Here is a 15,930-nt window from a genome sequence, read left to right on the forward strand (position 1 = left end):
AATGCTGTGCTAAAGCGGTTGGGAGTTTTTTACGCCTTTAGGCCATAAGTTTAATGTTTCATTGTTTAACGCGCCATGCTTTAACGTTTGCCAGTTATTGCTTGCTATTAGCTCAGCAATCGCTTTTGCAACGTTTGGCCATGGAGGAATGTTTGCTGACGTTTTATGATCTAGCCAATGTGCTATATTGTCCCTAGAGAGCACTTCAATTACATCAGCGTAGTTTAACTGCTTGAGTGCTAAAGCATTAGAATATTGTTCCATTTGACCATTTAATGCTTTGGTTAATATCGGTAGGCCAATATGTAAACACTCACTAATTAATTCGAAGCCGACATTACATATTACACCATCGGCATGTTTTAAATCCTGCTTAAACTCTACAAGGCTAGTTTTTTTAAATACCACATTACCCGTTTGAGCCGTGATTAAATCCGAGGAGTATTGAATAAACTGAGTGTCGGGAAAGTTCTTCAATACTAGCGCAATATCTTTTTGATTTTCAAAAGGTAAGTACACTAATATATGTTTTTTATTGGTACTGCGCGTTAATTCCATATCAACAATTGGTGGTAACACTGAAATATTATAAGGGTGCCAATGTAAGCCTATATTATGTTTTGCCGGAGCAAAATATTTCATGATGCTACGGGTTAACCAAGTATCTCGTGACGTAGGTGTGTTTTCTCCAAACGCATATTGATGACCAATACCAAGAGCGGGTATGCCTTTTAACTTTGCCGCCCAAGCCGTTACTGGTTCAAAATCCGTGATGATCAGATCGTAATCTGATAAATTTAATGCGAAAATATCACGAATAAAACGGAATATATTATTGTTTAGAGCCGTTTTAAGGTAATTTATACGGCCATTTTCACTGATAAAGGTAAATCCTTGTTTGTGTTGAAATTCGCCAAAAATTTCCATATCAAAAAATTCATCTTTAGCTCGGCCTGATAATAAGTAGTCGACTGATAGACCGCAATCCCTCAACTCTTTTGCTAAAATGCGAGAGCGAGAAATATGACCATTTCCTGTGCCTTGAATACCATACAAAATTTTCATAACCACAAACTTGCCCCATAACCTATTGAAGTACCTAAACTGGCACCGGCTAAAATATCAGTTGGAAAATGCACCCCTAAAACAACTCGTGAAACGCCTACCCCTGCTGCCCAAATAGCGACGGGATAAGCGTCACTGCCTACATAGGCAAGCACTAATGTTGCAAGGAGAAACGACGCCATAGTATGACCCGAAGGAAAACTAAATTGGTCCGCCGGAGTGACCATGGCTAAAAAGTAAGGGATGACAGCAGGAGGGCGAGGGCGCTTTAAACTGTTTTTAATTGAAAAATAGAGACTACGTTCAAAAGCAAAAGCGGTTAAAACAACGATAAAAAAATCACGTCCCGCTTGCCCATCTGAATATAAAAAGTAAGCAGGTATCAATAGTTGTATATAACCATCACCGCTACGCGAAAGCCATTTTATCCAGAAGATAAAGCGACGATAACTATGTGATTTTACACACCAGAGTAATAGTCGACAATCATGTCGATAAACACTATTTATGATGTTCATAACCTCACATTAAGAGTTAATTATGACAAGGATATGACGTAATTATGCTAGTTTGGTTAAAAAATACAGACGAAAAAATAACTCATCAAAAAAGCGAAAAATATCTACACTTTAAATACTGACATTGCTTTTTCTAGTTCGGTTGCTAATTTAGCAAGATCAACGCTTGATTCAGCAATGTTTTCTGTAGCCATACTTGTTTCTGCCACGCCTATGTTGGCAATCACTTGGCCTTTACACTCACAGTTTTTATCACTTTTTGTATTGGTTAAAACTTATCAGGCCACCCATGATAAATCTTCTTTTTAGTTTAGATGTTTTGTGATTGTTTATTTTATTGTTGACTGTGCGTAAATACACTAAAGTTGAAGATTATGTAATTTGCATGAGTAAAAGGTTTTTACTAACCTTTTACTCATCAATCAGTTAATGGGTTTACATTAACTTATTGATAAGTATGGTGTATTTTGTTGTTGCAGGTTTTTAAATTTACATAATAGAAAGATCGATGTCGTGTTTAAACATGAAGTTCATCCTTCTAATTAATAGATAAACGAGTTATTCTACAAGCTTGTTACAAGTTCTATACGCTGCTTCGCCATTTGTACTATAATGTACTACAAGTGAATACATTAAGAGGTAAATAAAATGGCTGTTACAAGTATTCGTCTAAATTCTGAAGTGGAGCTACCACTTGAAAATTTGGCTCATAAGTTAGATAGATCTAAGAACTATATCATAAATCAAGCTATTAAAGAGTTTCTCCAACGGCAATCAATGGATGATGCTCGCCGGGAAGATACGCTGGAAGCTTTAAACTCAATTAAGTCTGGCAAAACTATAGATGGTAATGAAGTTGCTGCGTGGGCCGGATATTTGGGAAGCAATGAAGAATTGTCGCCACCTAAAGTATGATAATTCAGTATTCACCAGAAGCAATTGATGATTTAGTTCGGCTACGAGAGTTTATTGCAGCAAAGAACCCATATGCTGCAAAACATGTAGCACAGAAGCTTCTTTCTGGTATCGAAAAACTGAAAGATTTTTCTGAAATTGGCTTGTCGGTTCAACGGTTCCCAGAGCCAGAAAAGATCAGAGACTTATTTGTTACCAATTATACTGTTAGGTACCTTATTGGTCAGGAAGCCATTTTTATACTTCGGGTTTGGCACGGCAAATAAATTGAAAAAGACTTGTAACAAGTGTATCAATGGTCGCCCACAAAAGAGCCTGTGGGCCGGATCTTCACTACAAGCTTGTTAGCATTTATGGAGGTTTTATCACATGAAGTGGGCATTTATAGACTACGAAAATATTGGTTGTTTGAGTAAGTTGGATTTATCCGTTTACGAAAAAGTTATTGTTTTTGTCGGTGCTAAACAACCTAAAATAGATTTTGGAGATAAAAAGTACGAATCTCCGATCAACTTAGTTTTAATTCAAATTAAAGCAACTCAAGCTAACAATTTGGACTTTCATCTATCTTATTACCTTGGTAAATATACTCAAGAAGCCGCATCTAATGTTAGCTTCGAAGTAATTACCAATGACAATGGTTTCACACCGTTAATTGCGCATATCAAAGCCAATGGTCGATCCTGTAAACAAGTTAAAATGGTGAATGCCTCAGGTGAAATATCCAAGTTAATTCATAGTTTAAAATCTAAACCTAAAGAAAAACGCCCTCAAAAAGTTGTCAGTTTAAGAAACCATATAGCTTCCCATATGAAAGCTAAAGGTAATGAGGTGGCTATTCAAAATTACTTAAATCAGTTAATTAATCAAAATGTATTAACAGTATCTGAGAGTGGAGTACAATATAAATACTAACACATATGAGCCCATCTCGCGTCAATAGACAATAGGCAATAGTGTTCTTTTAGCTACCGCTAGGTAGCTAATTATGTTCAACCAGTAAATTCGCCTTCTTCGTTATGTCAGTTAGCCATTAAACGCTCGTTTACGGCAAACATTTATTTAGGCACTCTTATAAATTAATCAAACCACCCATGTTAATCATTTCTGATCTGATAACGATTTTTAACGATTTTTTATTATCAATCCACTGATACTATAGGATATAATAGTGTTCATCTTCTAGATTTGTTATCCCTTCCCAAAACAATATAAAAGGAATTATTGTGTACCAAAACACGAATATCGAACTTGAAACATCCTTCATGGAAATGAAGAGTGGCTTAAAATTATCCCTGATTATCCCTGATTATCCCTGATTATCCCTGATTAACCTTGTTAGCGTGCAGCTTATTTTTCAAATATTAGCCGTGTTATTCTTACAACTCATGTCATATAGTGAAATTACGATAGATTTAGCCATATTGAACCCTAAAGGATTAAATTTATTTGCTTGGGACATGTGGTTAATAGTGATTTTATTGAGTGCTTTTTTGGTAGGGGGTTCTATATTGAATAAGCTAAAGGTTATACCACTTTATTCATTGATTATTTACCCCGTTATTTTAATACTATTCTCAGTAATTAGAGATGTTTCGTCGATTCAAATTATGCTTTTTTCACTTTTATCCTGTGGTATTGTTTTAAAAATTAATTATCAAAAGGTTAAAGAAATAGAACTTTCAAAAGCCTAATACTGAATTCCACATACTTTATTAAGCCCAAATAATGATGAAAACGTTTATTTATATATTATCACTAGTGCTCGCGCTTGCTGTATTGGGGCTATTTGTTCTTAAGCAGCCTAATGGTGAACCTTGGCTTTCAATAGATGCTTTTGCACCTAGCACTTTAGAAATTGAAGAGAAAGTTAACCTAGTAACAGGTAAACTAAACAAGGTTTATAAGAACCTTACATCGCAAAAAAGTGATGATATTAAAGTTTACCGGCATTTGGAAAGATTCGGATGGAAATTGGACTTATTCAGATAAACCCAATGAAATGAGCAATAGTCAGGAATTAACCCTAAACCCTGATGATGTTATGGTGTTGCCTGCGTTGGATGTAAGTACTATAAATCCACCAGAGTCTAAGAAAGATAAAAGCAAGGTCAAAGTATTACCAAGCAATGAATTTAGCGCACCAAATAACGTATTAGATGTTTTTAAAGAGGCAAACAACGTTCAGAAATTAATGGATGATAGACAGAATAAATTATCAAAAGCCATTGAAGACAGTGGAGGAAATTAGAGAAAATCACCCCCCACTTTATTATTAAATACCTTGTTTAGTTTGTTTAGTTAGTTCAATAAGTGCGGATAATGCTTGTTCTGCATCTTTATCTGCAACAAAAACATGATCATGATAATAAGCTGCAACAACATTCGCACTAATGTTTTTTTGTGTTAATTTAGTTGAAACCGCTGCGGTTAACCCAACAGCATCAAGGCTTGAATGAACATTTAAGGTAATACACTTAAAAACCCCTGAGTAGGAAATGTTAGATTCATCGGCTTTTTCTTTGGTTAATATAACGGTTAACCCTTCTTGTTCTTGAAAAGTACTGATAGGATTAAGCCGAAGTACTTGCTCATAATCATACGTTTCAAGCGTACCAAATACGTATTCATTATCGATTAAAACAGGTGTCATCGATGTGATTAATTTTGTTAAATTTGTTTCACCAGACATATTTATATCCTCAATTTATTGATTGTATTATTGATTGTATTATTGATTGTATTATTCATTATAAAAGTATTAGTTAGATATTTTTAAACCAAGCACACCGGCAAATATTAAACAAAAATAAAATAATTGTTGCATTGAAAGCGGTTGCTCAAAAAAATAATGGTTTATGATTGAAATTGATGACGCGCCTATTGCTAACCAAACCAGATATGCGTGGCTAATGGGAATGTTTTTTATTGCTATTGAAAACAACACTAGGCTTAGTGTCATAGATAAAACAGCCAATAAAACATAGGGGATATTTGTAAAAGAGTTAGATTTTTGAATACCAACTAACCGGCCGACTTCTAAAATTCCGGCCGATAAATAAGATAAACCAACTCATAGAAACACCCTATTAAATATAGGGGTCGTCCCCTGAAAAAATAGAGCGGTGAGGTCGTCCTCACATCGATACTGACTTAATGCAAGTGAACTTTAGCAAATAAAACTGACAAAGTGAAATTACTATAGATGCATTTTTTAATTGAAGGGGTAATGAACAAAAATATTGTCAATCATTGTTTCTAATTTACTTTTGTCATTACTTATTTTGGCAAAGGTTCGTAAACCTGCAATTTGAATTTGAACATGTATGGCAAGATCTTTACTATTTTTGTCTTTGTTGATTTCTCCCATGGCTTGACCTTGTTCAATTAGCTTTATAAATTCACTCGCTATTTCGTTCATGTAAGTTTTGGTTGTATCAATCAACGTTTGATTATCTTCAGTTAATTCGCCAATTGTTTTAGCTAACATACACATACCGTTAGGTGAATCCTTTGCGGTATCAACAACTTGAATTTTTATAAATGCCTTCAATACCTCTGTGGGCGATTTATATTTAACTTTTAATTTTTCAAGCAGTGTAAGTGTTATATCAGTATAGTTTCTTAATGCTTCTTTAAATAATCCATCTTTGCTGCCAAATGCAGCATAAATGCTACCAGGACGCATATCTATTTCAGTTTGCAAATTACGCATTGACGTTGCGTGAAACCCTTTTTTCCAATAAAGGTTAGTTGCTTTATCTATCACCTTTTGGCGATCAAATTTTCTTTGGTTTAGCCATGGTATTACCTATAAAAAAGCATTCTTTGAACAATCGTTCAATTATAGAAGGTTCTTCTTTTAACGTAAAGATAAAAGGATAAAACATTTCAGTCAAAGATAAAAACTATATTGTCTATTGAAATCAATTAGGTATGTTTCTTTAGTGAAAATATATGAACGATCGCTCAAATATTTATTGAACGTTCGTTCAAGTTGATTTATAGTTCACTTCTATATGTGAGGGAGGTTTCTATTAACCCTCTATTCTTATTCGTTAGACTTTGGCTAACGTTATATTTATTTAAATGATCGGAGAAGTAATGAGCGAATTTATAAAACACACAGTAGAAACAGCACCAGAAGCAAGTAAAGCAATGTTAGAAGGCGCAGTAAAACAAATGGGGAGTATTCCAGGTTTATACGCGGTTATGGCTGAATCACCAGAAACGTTCAAAGCATACCAACAACTACATCAGTTATTTACGGCAACTTCTTTTAATGCAGAGGAATTAACCGTTGTGTGGCAAACTATCAATGTTGAGCATGAGTGCCATTATTGTGTACCTGCGCATACGGGAATTGCACATTCAATGAAAGTTGATCCTGCTATTACTGAAGCACTACGCAATAAACAGCCTATGCCGTCAGAAAAATTACAAGCGTTACACGACTTTACGTTGGCAGTAGTACGTACTCGCGGTAATGTTACCAAAGCACAAATAGACAATTTTATTGCTGCCGGTTATGGCCACAAACAAATATTAGAAGTGATCCTTGGCTTATCGCAAAAAGTCATTAGTAACTATGTTAATCACGTTGCGCATACACCGGTTGATGCAATGTTTGAGCAATTTGCTTGGACTAAATAGTTTATTGTCTTAATTTATTGTATTAGTTTTGCTAAATACGTATAGGAGTTATGAATATGAATAATCAATATGAACCGCCTGAAATATGGACGCACGACGCCGAAAATGGTGGGAAGTGGGCGAGTATTAATCGTCCTGTCTCAGGGGCTACACATGAGAAAGTTTTACCAGTTGGCAAACATGCCCTTCAGCTTTATTCAATGGGCACGCCTAATGGGCAAAAAGTTACCATTATGTTGGAAGAATTATTAGCGTTAGGTAAAGAGGCTGAGTACGATGCTCATATGATAAAAATTGCGGAAGGGGATCAATTTTCTTCAGGTTTTGTTGCTATTAACCCTAATTCAAAAATTCCCGCATTGGTGGATCGCTCAGTTGATAACAACGCTGCCATCTTTGAGTCAGGTTCTATACTCGTCTATCTTGCTGAGAAATATGGTGTGCTGCTGCCAACAGACGGAATTAAACGTGTAGAGGTACTCAATTGGTTATTTTGGTTGCACGGCTCTGCGCCTTATTTAGGCGGTGGTTTTGGTCACTTCTATGCTTACGCACCAGAAAAATTTGAGTATCCAATCAATCGTTTTACTATGGAAATCAAACGCCAATTAGATTTACTAAACAAGCAATTCGAAAAGAATGAGTTTATTCCGGAGATGAATTAAGTATTGCTGATATTGCAATATGGCCTTGGTATGGAAATCTTGTACTGGGTAACCTTTATGATGCAAAAGACTTCTTAAGTGTAAATGAGTATGCGCACGTGCAACGATGGGCAAATACAATGCTAGCGCGTCCTGCAGTTCAACGAGGTATGATTGTTAATCGAACTTGGGGTGAGGAATGGGAACAAGTTGAAAATCGTCATAGTGCTGAAGATATCGATAACGTTTTAGCGTTAAAACCTGAGCAGTAAGCGATATATTGTGCACAATAGTTAACCTGAGCTGAGGTTACTTAAGTTTTAAAGGATTCAATATGAGTGAAAAAATTAAATTAGACATCATTTCAGATGTTGTTTGCCCTTGGTGTATTGTGGGTTATACGCATTTAGCTGCGGCTATTGCCGAGTTAGGCTTGCAAGATAAAGTAGAAATTGAATGGCAACCTTTTGAACTTAACCCTGATATGCCTGCTGAAGGTGAAGAGTTACGCGCACATGTGGCCAGAAAATATGGTTCATCGAAAGCAGATAGTGATCGTGCAAGAGAAACGATTACACAAGCGGGTGCCGAATATGGTTTTAACTTTAACTATTTTGATGGTATGAAAATAGTCAATACGTTTGATGCGCATTTGTTACTTGATTATGCACATCAAATAGGTAAGCAAACTGAACTTAAAATGCGCTTGTTTTCTGCCTTTTTCACAGAGCACAAAGATGTATCTGATCGAAAAGTACTGATTAAAGAAGCTGAAACTGTTGGCATCAACGAAGCACAGTCACAAGCAGTATTTGCAGATGAAGCTCTCAAAAGTAGAGTGAAAACATCAATTTCACAATGGCAACAAATGGGGGTAACGGGTGTACCTACCGTAGTATTTAACCGAAAAAGTGCGCTTACTGGTGCTCAACCCCAAGAAACATTCAAGCAAGTGCTGCAGGAATTATCAGCGTCGTTAACTGTTTAGCGCAAGTTTGGTCAAGATTTTACACTCTATAGGTTGTAATATTTGCAGAGGCTAATAAAGAGGTAGTGAAATGACAAAATATCAAGACAGGTTTGTTGATGTGGTTAACTATATAGAAGCAAATCTTGATACCAACCTTGATATTGATAAACTTTGCCAACGTGTGTATTTATCAAAATATCATTTTCACAGGCAATGTTCTGCTTTCTTTGGTATGTCTGTTATGTCGCTTGCAAAACTACTTCGGTTGAAAAGAGCAGCATACCAATTAGCCTATCGTGATGATAAAAAGGTGTTGGAAATAGCATTAACCAATGGTTATGAAAGCCATGAAGCGTTTTCTCGAGCATTTAAAAAACGGTTTAATCAAAGCCCGTCTAGTTTTAGGCTGTCACCTAATTGGGCTTCATGGGATGCGACATATGAACCTATTATAATTTTAAGGAGTAAAATCATGAATAATAGTGGTAATTTTACGGTTGATCTTGTTGATTTCCCCGAAACGTTAATAGGAGCAATAGAACATAGAGGCCCGCCGAATATGCTTGGAAATACAATCCAAAAATTTATTCAATGGCGAAAAGAAAACAAGCTACCACCAACTAAAAGTAAAACATTTAATTTAGTTTACGATGATCCGAACCTTGTTGATGCAAAAGATTATCGATTTGATATTGCATGTTCCATCCCACACTTACTTGAAGGAAACACGGCAGGAATCGTAAATAAAACAATTCCTGCAGGTAAATGCGCGTTAATTCGTCATGTGGGTAGCGATGACACTATCGGTTTAGCGGTGAATTACCTTTATTTAACCTGGTTGAATGCTTCAAATTATACACTGCGAGATTTTCCTATTTTTTTCGAAAGGGTGACATTTTATCCTGATGTGGCTGAAAACGAGATGATTACTGACATATATTTGCCAATTAAGTAGGGCTCATTGCATGAATTTGTGATCTTCTATGGGTAACGGATCTCATAGAAACATGTTAAAATTATACATGCTAGCCTCCACATTAGTTGAGTAATATTGCATTCGTTGAGTAATATATTAATGATGGCTCTAATTTTAACGTGAACCCACCGTTTCGGAGGATAGCCTGGTGGGGAGTCATTGTCACAAGTTACGGCTATCTGACTCTGCAAACTACTTAGCTCCTCAAACTCGTGGAGGTAATTCTACAGTGAAGTATATTAAATGGACCTTTGGGTCACTATTTTTGCTACTCAGTGCAGCGTGGCTGTTAGCAGACACCTTTTTTCCTGATCCTTTCACCTATTTTTCATTCCGTTCTGTTTTCGTTCAATACACGGGCGTAATCGGAATAGGTATGATGAGTGCGGCAATGCTGTTATCAACTCGGCCTAATTGGATGGAACGTCCGTTAAACGGGTTAGACAAAATGTATCGTTTGCACAAATGGTCGGGCATTACTGGTCTAATTTTCTCTATTTCACATTGGTGGTTCGCCAAGGGTACTAAATGGATGGTTGGTGGGGTTGGTTGAACCGTCCTGAGCGCAAAGGACATTCTGGTGGGGGTTTTACTCAAATGGAACAATGGCTACGTAGCCGGCGTGGGCTTGCTGAATCCCTCGGTGAATGGGCATTTTATGCGGCCGTAATATTAATTGTTTTGGCGCTAATCAAGTTATTTCCTTATCACTTATTCAAGAAAACCCATAAGTGGCTAGCGTTGGCTTATCTGGTTCTGGTTTATCATACATTGGTGTTGCTCAACACTGAATATTGGATACAGCCTATTGGTTGGATCATGGCTGTTTTGTTATTGAGCGGCACAGTATCGGCATTTTGGGTGCTAACTGGGCGGGTTGGACGTCAACGCAAAGTGCAAGGTGTAATCAAGTCGCTTAATGCTTTTCCCGGGGTACGGGTTATTGAAGGTAGTATCCACCTTGAACAAGGTTGGGAGGGACACTTACCAGGTCAATTTGCTTTTGTGACGTCAAAAAATACTGAAGGCGCACATCCGTACACTATTGCTTCGGCGTGGAACCCAAACGATCCGAGTTTGACCTTTATTATCAAACAACTTGGAGATTGGACTGGTCAACTAGAACAATGGTTGTCAGTGGACATGCCAGTAACCGTAGAAGGGCCCTATGGTTGTTTTGATTTTAATGATACCTTGCCACGACAAATATGGGTAGGCGCAGGTATAGGGATTACGCCCTTTATTGCTAAAATGAAGCATCTAGCGCAATGTCCGGGTCAGCAAGAGATTGATTTGTTTCACGTGACCACCGACTATGATCAAGCGGCTATTAATAAACTTACTGCAGACGCCTTGGCGGCAAACGTAAGGCTGCATATAACGGTAACGCCAAAGGATGGGCGTTTGACACCTGAAAAAATTCGAGCAATCGTACCCGAGTGGCATACCGCAAGCTTATGGTTTTGTGGTCCCACTGGACTTGGTGATACTTTACGAACAGACTTTTTAACCAATGGTTTGACATCTAATCACTATCATCAAGAGCTGTTTGCGATGCGATAATTCTCAATAGTTAATAATATTTAAATACGTTAATTGTGTTAAATATTGTAATACTGTGAAATCTAATGGCTTACTATATGACTTAGAAACAGAATACATATTGAGCTTAGTAAGTTGTGTTAGGTTTTGTAGTGCATCAATATTGGTTAGCCTATTAGAGCTTATATTGAGTTCAGTTAAAGAAGATAATTGTGTTAATGGGGCTATATTAATGAGATGGCCACTTAAGTTCAAAACTGCTAGATTTGTTAGATTTTCTAGTGCACAAATATCACATAGGTAATACATACAATCTAAAGGAAAGCGCCACAACAGTTCAGGGGTTGCATTTAATGAATGAGACACTAATTGCTGCATTTCATCAAGGGCTGCAATACTTATAATTTTGTTTTGTTTAAGCTTAAATTAGTAAGTTTAGTGAATTGTTCAATACCCGCGATAGACTCTATATTTTGTTCATCACAATTTAAGTTTGTAACATCTTCAATATTTTCTACATTAGTTGAACTAACACAGCTTCTTAAATTGCTATCTTCAATGAACACCATCAACTTAAATACACTATGGATATTGGTATTCACTTTACTGAGTTAAATCTAAACTCTATGGACTAGAGCAGGGTATTAAAGAAATGTCGATAGAAGGTAATCTCAACATCCGACAGTCACACGCTAAGCCCTAGAACCTAGAGCCTAGTTTCTTCGCCTAGAGCCTAGCTCTAATGTAGGGCGGACATCAGTCCGACAAAGGCACTAGGAAAACAAAGGTACTAGGCGCCTGTCAAAAGCGTCTTTAGTCTTTTCATTTCAAAATGAAAAAATCCGATGAAGATACTTCATCGGATTTTAATGCTATTTACTAAGTTACTCTTGCAAATGACAAAACCATACAAACAGCGCTAACAATTTTTTGGCTTGTCCTTACTGTTCAAATAAACTTATGCTTTTCTATTACTTGTTATATTGCGGCGAATAGCCATGAACATAAGTAAAAATATACCAATAAAGCTTAAAGAGCTACCATCAGAAGAATCTACAATCTCAACCGTACCTACTTCTTGGGCTGCGCCTGGACCAACATTAAATGTTACCAGAACAGGTTGGCTATTATAGGCTCCATTTTTAACGACTAACTCAATGACTATTTCAACGATATCAGTAACAAATGGTGCAATAAAGGTTAATTCATTTTGCTCACTATCAAGCATGGTTAATCTAGGTCCTTTCACCTGACGCCAACTAAAAGTAAGGGTTTCACCATTAAGGTCGTAAGATGCCGAACCATCAATCATGCTCCATTGACCTTGCTGAACATAATTCCACAGCGCTTGTGCCTGAGCTATAGGTGGTTGGCTATTGTTAGTAATTAAGCCACCATTCTCGCTAAGTTTAACCACAAAAGCATCACGCCCATTTATGCCATTACCTTCTTGTGTGGTTTTATTTAAAACCTCTACTGAAGGGTCTAAATCAATTGTATTTTTAAACTGACCCGCAAAGTAAACATTGTTGGAGCTATCTTGAGCAAATGAATCACCGGTATCATAAGCTGTACCTCCAAAATTTCTGGCCCAAATAAAACTACCATCGGTAGGGTTTAATTGTAACAACAACGCATCTTGGTCGCCGTTTGATGCAGGAATATTATTCGCCCAAACTGCAATGTTAGCTGCAGTCCCTGAACCGACTTGTACTGCACCATTATAATCACCTGAAATATATAATTTATTGTTACCAAAGTGGATCGCATCGATACCTTCGTCGGTATCTTCAGCTGTATTTGCATTTCCTAATGTTCCATGCCACTTGTAAACACCATTTGTATCTAACTTAACAAAGAATAAATCGTCATTGCTACCTTGACTTTGGCTTGTATTAGTCGTGTTTGGATCTGGATTAAAATCAATATTAGAGTCGAAACTACCTGCAACAAAAACTGAGCCATCACCCAAGTTCACAGCAATTGAACTAATAGAGCTTTCTGATTCATCATCAATAGCATCAGCTAAAAATGCTTTACTCCAGATAATATTGCCGTTTGTTGCATCTAATTTCTGTACAAAAGAAAAATCATCGCCTGAATCAGTACCACTACCATCCGCAGCACCAGTAGACGTAAATTCTAAAGTATTCACACTTCCGTTCATATTTACGCCACCATCATCTGATGACAACGTACCACCTATGTACAACACATTATTAGCACTATCCACTACGATTTGGTTAACTTCATCACCATTGTTTTCACCACCCAGGGTTTTAACCCAAACAAAGTCGCCATTTCCTGTTAGTTTCATTACAAAAGCATCGCTACCAGGGGGATCTTCAGGATCATTTAAGCCATTTTGAGCTGAGCTAATAACCGTTTCATTGGCACTAGGATCAAAATCTATTACGTTAGCAAACTCGCCGCCAACATAGACATTTTGATTCTTATCTATCGCTATTGTCTGTCCTTTTGAGTCACTGTTTGGGGCATTGCCGTCTAATACCTTAAACCAAAGCAAAGCGCCAGTTTGAGAAAGCTTCATAATATATGCTTTTGTCCAATTATCAGCAGTACTATAATCTCCAAGTGGTGTAACCACACCCATAGTAGAGATTCGATTGACTGTCATATCACTATTATGCGTACTTCTAAAACTTCCCGTGACGTAAGTATTTCCAGTGTCATCAGCTGTTATAGCACTAACTTTATCAGTACCCGCACCTTGTAATGCAACTACCCACTGTAATTGGGTGTTAGCATTGTATGCAGCGATAAATCCATCGTCAGTGTAGGCACTGTTTGTATCATTAAGCGCACTGGTTACTAGGCTAGTAGCGACGTTAAAGTTAGCTGAAAAATTTATATTGTCGCCAATAAAATCACCACCTACATATAAAAATCCATTACCACCTATAGCCATACATTCTGGATTATCAGAATTACTATCTATATCAACGCCAATATTTGGGTTTTTATCATTAACTCCACCAAATACAAATGGATAACTTGCATTCGCAGAAAAAACTGTCGATAACAAAAGTAATAAAAAACTAATTTTTAAAAACTTAGTTAACAGTAAATTTCCGCCCAGAAAGTGTCTTCTCATACGCTTTTCCCTTTAAGTAGTTCAAATTTTTTATAAAGAATAATAGTAGCTGTGAATTAAGTATTATGCAACGGGGCGTAGTTCGCTAATTACCTTATCTATAATCACTTGATCTAAACAAGTTGGTGCTTGACCACGTCATCAATTAGACTACGTCAGAACGTTGCTATGGTGTAAATATAACTCATTGGGCTGAGTTACCCGAAGATCCGAAGCCATGGTCAAGGTTATTAAATTCCAATGGGTCATATTTGGGGCAGATTTTTATTAGGTAGGTTCAACTATGTTAAAGTTAAGTTATTAATTGCATGACAACTTAAGTGCTGAGGTGTGATGATATAAAAATGTTAATAATTGTTAAATACAGCTTTGAGCTACTATTTATCTAATTTCAGGCATAAAAAAAGACGCTAGGACGCGTCTTAATCTTCACAATTGGTGGAGCGGGGGGAACTCTAATTAGGTTGTTTACGTCTTTGTTTTTAAATGATAGTTATGCTTGTGTTAAGTTATTGGAATACCGTTTGGAATACCAAAGTGGATATGTGGTGGGTTCGGTGGTAAGAGAGGGAGTCGAACCGGGCGATCTATTTGCATTAACATGGTCGGGTGATGGCTATTTATAATACGCGTGATTGGTGGATGAGTTGTGAGGTTTGTCACAGTACTGGTAGTGTAAGAACAATCAGTCTACAGCACTTTATATTAACTTATCCGTTTCAATTGAGTAGTTTGATTTCTTTAGTTATTTTATTAAATGAAACTTGTACTGAGTTTCATTTATTTGCTTGCTTACTAGTCTCATTAGTCGGGGCCTTATATTCTTTCTTAGTTTCTTGTGTCATTGGCTCTTCAGTAACGTCCACAAACGCATCTTGTGGTTGGTTATTTAATAATTAGAACAACTAGTAATTGAAATAAAAACCTCGTATTTAGCAATTTTTTCTACATATAAAATAGATCACTTAATTAATGAAACCGCTATAACTCAGTGAATAAAAAAATTTTTAAACCGATCAATATTAAGATAACACCACCAAGTAATTCAGCTTTGTGTTCTAACCAGCCTACCCGTTTTTCTTCCAATAATAACCCCAAGACAACTAAATAAAAAAGTTGTGATACCAATAAGAAAACATGCAAGCAATGGGTTTACATCAATTAGTGTTAATGTAAAGCCGGCTGCCATCGCATCAATACTGGTCGCAATAGCAAGAATTAGCATCACTTTATGGGTGATTCTAACTATATCTTCTTCAATTCCTTCTGAAAAAGATTCATAGATCATTTTACATCCTATTAATAATAAAAGTATAAATGCTATCCATTTTGCATAAGACTCTACCCAACCAAGAATACCCATTCCTCCTAGGTATCCTATTAGGGGCATAATTCCCTGAAATATACCGAAATATATACCCGACATCAGGGCCAATGATCTAATATTTTTTTCGTGTTTCGAGCCTAAGCCTATCGACACAGCAAAAGCATCCATACTTAAAGCTGCGGCAAGTATTAAAACTTCAGTCATT

21 protein-coding genes and 2 pseudogenes are annotated in these 15,930 nt (G+C 36.6%); 13 read left to right on the forward strand and 10 right to left on the reverse strand.

Annotation, left to right across the window (positions count from 1 at the left end; all coding sequences use genetic code 11):
- Positions 1 to 9 precede the first annotated feature (9 nt).
- The 3 genes from L3081_RS09490 to L3081_RS26720 all read right to left on the reverse strand — a co-directional run bounded on the left by L3081_RS09490 (position 10) and on the right by L3081_RS26720 (position 1,810).
- Positions 10 to 1,065, reverse strand: coding sequence for an MJ1255/VC2487 family glycosyltransferase (locus L3081_RS09490; protein WP_242285180.1), 1,056 nt, complete (start codon positions 1,063 to 1,065; stop codon positions 10 to 12).
- Positions 1,062 to 1,583, reverse strand: a complete 522-nt coding sequence (locus tag L3081_RS09495) for a phosphatase PAP2 family protein (protein WP_242285181.1) — start codon at positions 1,581 to 1,583, stop codon at positions 1,062 to 1,064. Before L3081_RS09495 ends, L3081_RS09490 begins: the two co-directional genes overlap by 4 nt.
- A gap of 104 nt (positions 1,584 to 1,687) precedes the next feature.
- Complete coding sequence (locus L3081_RS26720; RefSeq protein WP_274620393.1) at positions 1,688 to 1,810, reverse strand: hypothetical protein; 123 nt, start codon at positions 1,808 to 1,810, stop codon at positions 1,688 to 1,690.
- Positions 1,811 to 2,231: 421 nt separating this feature from the next.
- Here L3081_RS26720 and L3081_RS09500 point away from each other — a divergent pair, with 421 nt between their 5' ends.
- The 6 genes from L3081_RS09500 to L3081_RS09525 all read left to right on the forward strand — a co-directional run bounded on the left by L3081_RS09500 (position 2,232) and on the right by L3081_RS09525 (position 4,749).
- Entirely contained in the window at positions 2,232 to 2,498 is a 267-nt protein-coding gene (locus L3081_RS09500) for a CopG family ribbon-helix-helix protein (RefSeq protein WP_242285183.1), read from the forward strand.
- A complete protein-coding gene (locus L3081_RS09505) occupies positions 2,495 to 2,764 on the forward strand; it encodes a type II toxin-antitoxin system RelE/ParE family toxin (protein ID WP_242285185.1) in 270 nt (89 codons plus the stop codon). The genes L3081_RS09500 and L3081_RS09505 overlap by 4 nt, the downstream gene beginning before the upstream one ends.
- 103 nt (positions 2,765 to 2,867) lie before the next feature.
- Positions 2,868 to 3,413: a PIN domain-containing protein gene (locus tag L3081_RS09510; protein ID WP_242285187.1), complete on the forward strand. Its 546-nt coding sequence runs from the start codon at positions 2,868 to 2,870 to the stop codon at positions 3,411 to 3,413.
- Positions 3,414 to 3,841: 428 nt separating this feature from the next.
- Positions 3,842 to 4,192, forward strand: coding sequence for a hypothetical protein (locus tag L3081_RS09515; RefSeq protein ID WP_242285196.1), 351 nt, complete (start codon positions 3,842 to 3,844; stop codon positions 4,190 to 4,192).
- Between the two features lie 34 nt (positions 4,193 to 4,226).
- Positions 4,227 to 4,490 carry a hypothetical protein gene (locus tag L3081_RS09520; RefSeq protein WP_242285198.1) on the forward strand — a complete coding sequence of 88 codons (264 nt, stop codon included), beginning with the start codon at positions 4,227 to 4,229 and terminating at the stop codon, positions 4,488 to 4,490.
- Positions 4,491 to 4,500: 10 nt separating this feature from the next.
- Positions 4,501 to 4,749, forward strand: coding sequence for a hypothetical protein (locus tag L3081_RS09525; protein WP_242285201.1), 249 nt, complete (start codon positions 4,501 to 4,503; stop codon positions 4,747 to 4,749).
- A gap of 24 nt (positions 4,750 to 4,773) precedes the next feature.
- On the opposite strand, the gene L3081_RS09530 is transcribed toward L3081_RS09525, so the two are convergent.
- The 3 genes from L3081_RS09530 to L3081_RS09535 all read right to left on the reverse strand — a co-directional run bounded on the left by L3081_RS09530 (position 4,774) and on the right by L3081_RS09535 (position 6,267).
- Positions 4,774 to 5,190, reverse strand: a complete 417-nt coding sequence (locus L3081_RS09530; RefSeq protein WP_242285203.1) for an ACT domain-containing protein — start codon at positions 5,188 to 5,190, stop codon at positions 4,774 to 4,776.
- A 69-nt stretch (positions 5,191 to 5,259) separates the two neighbouring features.
- Entirely contained in the window at positions 5,260 to 5,544 is a 285-nt protein-coding gene (locus L3081_RS29015; protein ID WP_420839719.1) for a DMT family transporter, read from the reverse strand.
- Between the two features lie 168 nt (positions 5,545 to 5,712).
- Positions 5,713 to 6,267, reverse strand: a complete 555-nt coding sequence (locus tag L3081_RS09535) for a TetR/AcrR family transcriptional regulator (protein WP_242285204.1) — start codon at positions 6,265 to 6,267, stop codon at positions 5,713 to 5,715.
- 335 nt (positions 6,268 to 6,602) lie between these two features.
- Between L3081_RS09535 and L3081_RS09540 the strand changes: the two genes are divergently transcribed.
- The 6 genes and pseudogenes from L3081_RS09540 to L3081_RS09565 all read left to right on the forward strand — a co-directional run bounded on the left by L3081_RS09540 (position 6,603) and on the right by L3081_RS09565 (position 11,304).
- Entirely contained in the window at positions 6,603 to 7,151 is a 549-nt protein-coding gene (locus L3081_RS09540) for a carboxymuconolactone decarboxylase family protein (RefSeq protein ID WP_242285214.1), read from the forward strand.
- Positions 7,152 to 7,207: 56 nt separating this feature from the next.
- Positions 7,208 to 8,067: pseudogene (gene yghU / locus L3081_RS09545) on the forward strand (glutathione-dependent disulfide-bond oxidoreductase).
- A gap of 62 nt (positions 8,068 to 8,129) precedes the next feature.
- Positions 8,130 to 8,783, forward strand: a complete 654-nt coding sequence (locus L3081_RS09550; protein ID WP_242285216.1) for a DsbA family oxidoreductase — start codon at positions 8,130 to 8,132, stop codon at positions 8,781 to 8,783.
- A 70-nt stretch (positions 8,784 to 8,853) separates the two neighbouring features.
- A complete protein-coding gene (locus tag L3081_RS09555) occupies positions 8,854 to 9,720 on the forward strand; it encodes an AraC family transcriptional regulator (RefSeq protein ID WP_242285218.1) in 867 nt (288 codons plus the stop codon).
- Between the two features lie 250 nt (positions 9,721 to 9,970).
- Positions 9,971 to 10,294, forward strand: a complete 324-nt coding sequence (locus L3081_RS28170) for a ferric reductase-like transmembrane domain-containing protein (RefSeq protein WP_242285225.1) — start codon at positions 9,971 to 9,973, stop codon at positions 10,292 to 10,294.
- Positions 10,270 to 11,304 (forward strand): ferredoxin reductase family protein, encoded by a 1,035-nt coding sequence (locus L3081_RS09565; protein ID WP_242285227.1) that lies wholly within the window; start codon positions 10,270 to 10,272, stop codon positions 11,302 to 11,304. The genes L3081_RS28170 and L3081_RS09565 overlap by 25 nt, the downstream gene beginning before the upstream one ends.
- A 3-nt stretch (positions 11,305 to 11,307) precedes the next feature.
- Here the strand turns inward: L3081_RS09565 and L3081_RS09570 are convergent, their stop codons facing one another.
- From L3081_RS09570 to L3081_RS09580, 3 genes are all read right to left on the reverse strand, one after another.
- Positions 11,308 to 11,649 (reverse strand): leucine-rich repeat domain-containing protein, encoded by a 342-nt coding sequence (locus tag L3081_RS09570; protein ID WP_242285229.1) that lies wholly within the window; start codon positions 11,647 to 11,649, stop codon positions 11,308 to 11,310.
- Positions 11,650 to 11,681: 32 nt separating this feature from the next.
- The gene (locus L3081_RS09575; protein WP_242285231.1) at positions 11,682 to 11,885 is read right to left on the reverse strand and encodes a hypothetical protein; all 204 of its coding nucleotides are present in this window, start codon (positions 11,883 to 11,885) and stop codon (positions 11,682 to 11,684) included.
- Between the two features lie 356 nt (positions 11,886 to 12,241).
- Positions 12,242 to 14,398, reverse strand: a complete 2,157-nt coding sequence (locus L3081_RS09580; protein WP_242285233.1) for an autotransporter outer membrane beta-barrel domain-containing protein — start codon at positions 14,396 to 14,398, stop codon at positions 12,242 to 12,244.
- 612 nt (positions 14,399 to 15,010) lie between these two features.
- Between L3081_RS09580 and L3081_RS09585 the strand changes: the two genes are divergently transcribed.
- Complete coding sequence (locus tag L3081_RS09585; RefSeq protein ID WP_242285235.1) at positions 15,011 to 15,298, forward strand: hypothetical protein; 288 nt, start codon at positions 15,011 to 15,013, stop codon at positions 15,296 to 15,298.
- Positions 15,299 to 15,379: 81 nt separating this feature from the next.
- Here the strand turns inward: L3081_RS09585 and L3081_RS09590 are convergent.
- Positions 15,380 to 15,929 (reverse strand): annotated as a pseudogene (locus tag L3081_RS09590) (manganese efflux pump MntP).
- Between the last annotated feature and the right edge of the window lies 1 nt (position 15,930).

This window comes from Colwellia maritima, from assembly GCF_022669015.1.
Taxonomy (GTDB): Bacteria; Pseudomonadota; Gammaproteobacteria; order Enterobacterales; family Alteromonadaceae; genus Colwellia; species Colwellia maritima.